Origin of the sequence: Sutterella sp., from assembly GCF_052272535.1 — a bacterium.
Taxonomy (GTDB): Bacteria; Pseudomonadota; Gammaproteobacteria; order Burkholderiales; family Burkholderiaceae_F; genus Sutterella.
Genome location: NZ_DAVZJY010000204.1, coordinates 1 through 4154 on the forward strand (window position 1 = coordinate 1; position 4154 = coordinate 4154).

A 4154-nucleotide genomic window follows, 5' to 3' on the forward strand; every position below is an offset into this window, starting at 1 on the left:
CCGGAGCGGCGGGCGCCGCCTCGGCCCTAGCGCAGAACCCGGAAAATGCGACCCAGGAAGCCGCGAAGAGCGCCAAAAACGTTGTTTTTTGAAGTGAATTCTTCATGCCGAGGACCTCGAGGAAAAATTTTTCCTCCCGGGGCTTGAAATCTTTTTGACCGCCCCCATATGGGGAGTAAATGGTAGCGGAGGGGGCGTCCCCGAAGAGGAGCGCTCCGCCCGCGCACAGGTTTTCTTAAGTTGCGGACCGTCCGCCGGGAGCGTTTCGGAAGCGAAACTCCGGCCCGGGCGGCCCTCGAGATCATTTCTCAATGGAGATATCCAAGATGCAGATCCGTCCCTTGCATGACCGCGTCATCATCAAGCGCCTTGAAGCCGAAACGACGACCGCCTTCGGCATCGTCATTCCGGACACGGCCGGCGAGAAGCCCGACCAGGGTGAAGTGATCGCCGTCGGCCCGGGCAAGCGCGATGAGGCCGGCCGCATCATCACGCCGGACGTGAAGGTGGGCGACCGCGTCCTCTTCGGCAAGTACTCCGGCCAGACCGTCAAGGTCGACGGCGAAGAGCTCCTCGTCATGCGCGAGGAGGACATCATGGGCGTGCTCGAATAATTCCGCACTCTACAAACTCCGCACAGATTTTTGAAAGAAACGCTTTTCAAGGAATAAGAAATGGCTGCCAAGCAGGTTCTTTTCGGTGATGACGCCCGCTCCAAGATGGTCCGCGGCATCAATGTTCTCGCCAACGCCGTCAAGGTGACGCTCGGCCCGAAGGGCCGCAACGTCGTTCTTGAACGCTCCTTCGGCGGCCCGACGGTCACGAAGGACGGCGTCTCGGTCGCCAAGGAGATCGAGCTCAAGGACAAGTTCGAAAACATGGGCGCCGCGATGGTCCGTGAAGTCGCCTCGAAGACGAGCGACAACGCCGGCGACGGCACGACCACGGCCACGGTTCTCGCCCAGGCGATCGTCGACGAAGGCATGAAGTTCGTCGCCGCCGGCATGAACCCGATGGATCTCAAGCGCGGCATCGACAAGGCCGTCGCCGCCGCCATCGAAGAGCTCAAGAAGATATCCAAGCCCACCACGACCAACAAGGAGATCGCCCAGGTCGGCGCCATCTCCGCCAACTCGGACCACGAGATCGGCGAGATCATCTCCGAGGCGATGGACAAGGTCGGCAAGGAAGGCGTGATCACGGTTGAAGACGGCAAGAGCCTCAAGAACGAGCTCGAAGTCGTCGAAGGCATGCAGTTCGACCGCGGCTACCTCTCGCCCTACTTCATCAACCAGCCCGAGAAGCAGTCCGCCGTCCTCGACAACCCGTTCATCCTGCTCCACGACAAGAAGATCTCGAACATCCGCGAGCTTCTGCCGGTGCTCGAACAGGTTGCCAAGGCCGCTCGTCCGCTGCTCATCATCGCCGAGGACATCGACGGTGAGGCGCTCGCCACGCTCGTCGTGAACTCCATCCGCGGCATCCTCAAGGTCTGCGCCGTCAAGGCCCCGGGCTTCGGCGACCGCCGCACCGCGATGCTCGAAGACATCGCCGTCCTCACCGGCGGCACGGTCATCTCGAGCAACGTCGGCCTCTCGCTCGACAAGGCGACGCTCGCCCAGCTCGGCTCCGCCAAGAAGGTTGAGGTCTCCAAGGAGAACACCACGATCATCGACGGCGCCGGTGATGCCGCCGCGATTGAGAACCGCGTCAAGAACATCCGCACGCAGATCGAAGGCGCCACGAGCGACTACGACCGCGAGAAGCTCCAGGAACGCGTCGCCAAGCTCGCCGGCGGCGTGGCCCTCATCAAGGTCGGTGCCGCCACCGAAGTCGAGATGAAGGAGAAGAAGGCCCGCGTCGAAGACGCCCTGCACGCCACCCGCGCTGCGGTTGAGGAAGGCATCGTCCCGGGCGGCGGCGTTGCGCTCATCCGCGCCAAGCTCGCCATCAAGTCCCTCAAGGGCGAAAACGACGAGCAGAACGCCGGCATCCGCATCGTGCTGCGCGCGATGGAGGAGCCCCTGCGCCAGATCGTCGCCAACGCCGGCGACGAACCGAGCGTCGTGGTGAACACCGTCGCTCAGGGCGAAGGCAACTTCGGCTACAACGCCCAGACCGCCCAGTACGGCGATCTCGTTGAGATGGGCGTGCTCGACCCGACGAAGGTCACCCGCACGGCTCTGCAGAACGCCGCTTCGGTCGCCTCGCTCATCCTCACGACCGACTGCATGGTCGCCGACTTCCCCGTCGAGGAGAAGGGCGTCCCGGCCGGCATGGACGGCATGGGCGGCATGCCCGGCATGATGTAATCAGCCGCGCATCCCAAGACTGAACGTCTGAACTGAAAAGCCCCGTCTCCCGGAAGTGGGAGGCGGGGCTTTTCTTGTTCCGTCATCGGGCCGGCCCGCGCCCCCGGGGGGCACGGACCGGGCGCTGCGGCGCGCCCGGCCGGTCAGGCCTTGAGGCCCGTGAGGACGGCGAATTCAGCGGTAGTGGACTGCTTCAAGGGGAGGTACTTCCCGTCGGCGGTGCGCACGACGCCGAAGGGCACCGAAATGCCGCAGGCGCGACGGAAGGCCTTGGAGTTGTCCCAGACCTTGACGCGCTTCTCCCAGGGCATTTCCTTCCCGCGCACGTCGAGGCCGCGGAAGTCCTTGTCCTCGAAGTGCGCCTCGTGCTCGAGGAACTTCGCCTTCGGGTCCTGCGCGGCGAGGATCGCCGCACCCTGCGGCTCGCTCCAGGGATTGAGCACCGCGACGGGGTGCCAGATGAAGGTGGCGCGCCCGAGGAAGGGCTTGAGCTGCTCGAACTGCCACTTGCACCATGGGCACTGCGTGTCGAAGGCGAGGCGCACGACCGGGCCGTCCTTCGGCCCTTCGAAGACCACGCCTTCGCCCTTTTCGGCGAGCTCGACGAAGCAGCGCTCCGCCTGGAAGTCGGTCGGGACGTCGGGCTGGTCGGGCCAGGTGCGCTTCTGCGCCTCCTTGGCGCCCACCGCAGGGATCGCCGCGGCGGCGGCGGCGCCCGCCGCGAGCATGAAGGCGCGGCGGGTGATGTTCTTCGTCATGAGGATCTCCTCCTTGTATGTTCTTCAAGGCGGCCCACACCCCCTTCCGACGGGAGCGCGGACCGCGCGCTCCGTCCATCCTATCGCCTTCGGCCGCCCGCCGCGCCCGCGCGTACGTTCGCTCGCAAGTGAGTCCCTCAAGGAAGTCCCCGCCTTGACCCGGCGACGCCCCGCGCCCGACAATACGCGCCCGAAGACGAATCCTCCCGCCCGAGAGCGGCGGACCTCCCCGGAGAAGAAACAAAGATGAAGTTCACCGAAATGCTGCAGGCGCGCTGGCGCAATCAGAACACGCTCCTCTGCGTAGGGCTCGATCCCAACCGCTCGCGCTTCCCCGAAGTGCTCGCGGACTCCCCCGACGCGGTCTACGAATTCTGCTGCGGCATCGTGGACGCCACCGCCGACCTCGTCTGCGCCTTCAAGCCGCAGATCGCCTACTTCGCCTCCGAAGGGGCCGAGGACGCTCTGAAGCGCATCATCGCCTACATCCACGCGAACCACCCGGGCATCCCGGTGATCCTCGACGCCAAGCGCGGCGACATCGGCTCGACCTGCGAGCACTACGCGCGCGAGGCCTTCGAACGCTTCGAGGCGGACTGCGTGACGCTCTCACCCTACATGGGCGAAGACACGGTCGCGCCCTACCTCGCCTGGCCCGAAAAGGGCGCGTTCCTTCTCTGCCGCACCTCCAACAAGTCGGGCGACGAACTGCAGATGCTCGACGTAGGCGGCGGCGAGCGGCTCTTCGAGCGCGTCGCGCGCCTCGTCGCCGAGAAGTGGAACCGCACGGGCGAACTCGGCCTCGTCGTGGGCGCCACCTATCCCGAGGAGCTCGCCGCCGTGCGCCGCATCGCTCCGGACATTCCGCTCCTCGTGCCGGGCGTCGGCGCGCAGGGCGGCGACGTTGAGGCGGCCGTCAAGGCCGGCATGGACACCTGCGGCGCGGGCATGGTGATCAACTCCGGACGCGCGATCCTCTACGCGAGCCGCGGCGCCGACTGGAAGGAGGCGGCGCGCGCCGCCGCGCTCGCGACCCGCGACGCGATCAACGCCGCGCGGGGCTGCTGACCGGGAGTCCGCGCCG

Annotated in this window: 4 protein-coding genes; 3 read left to right on the forward strand and 1 reads right to left on the reverse strand. The window is 66.1% G+C overall.

What is annotated here, in order from left to right; all coding sequences use genetic code 11:
* The first annotated feature begins 326 nt into the window (after window positions 1-326).
* On the forward strand, window positions 327-614 hold the full coding sequence (locus tag ACT6Y9_RS09095) for a co-chaperone GroES (protein ID WP_139688491.1): 288 nt from the start codon (window positions 327-329) through the stop codon (window positions 612-614).
* Window positions 615-674: 60 nt separating this feature from the next.
* Window positions 675-2312 carry a chaperonin GroEL gene (gene groL, locus ACT6Y9_RS09100; protein ID WP_295477702.1) on the forward strand — a complete coding sequence of 546 codons (1638 nt, stop codon included), beginning with the start codon at window positions 675-677 and terminating at the stop codon, window positions 2310-2312.
* Between the two features lie 143 nt (window positions 2313-2455).
* Here groL and ACT6Y9_RS09105 read toward each other — a convergent pair whose 3' ends face one another.
* Window positions 2456-3070 (reverse strand): hypothetical protein, encoded by a 615-nt coding sequence (locus ACT6Y9_RS09105; RefSeq protein WP_295477704.1) that lies wholly within the window; start codon window positions 3068-3070, stop codon window positions 2456-2458.
* A gap of 246 nt (window positions 3071-3316) precedes the next feature.
* On the opposite strand from ACT6Y9_RS09105, the gene pyrF reads away from it, so the two are divergent.
* Window positions 3317-4138 (forward strand): orotidine-5'-phosphate decarboxylase, encoded by an 822-nt coding sequence (gene pyrF, locus ACT6Y9_RS09110; RefSeq protein WP_443744297.1) that lies wholly within the window; start codon window positions 3317-3319, stop codon window positions 4136-4138.
* Window positions 4139-4154: the final 16 nt, after the last annotated feature.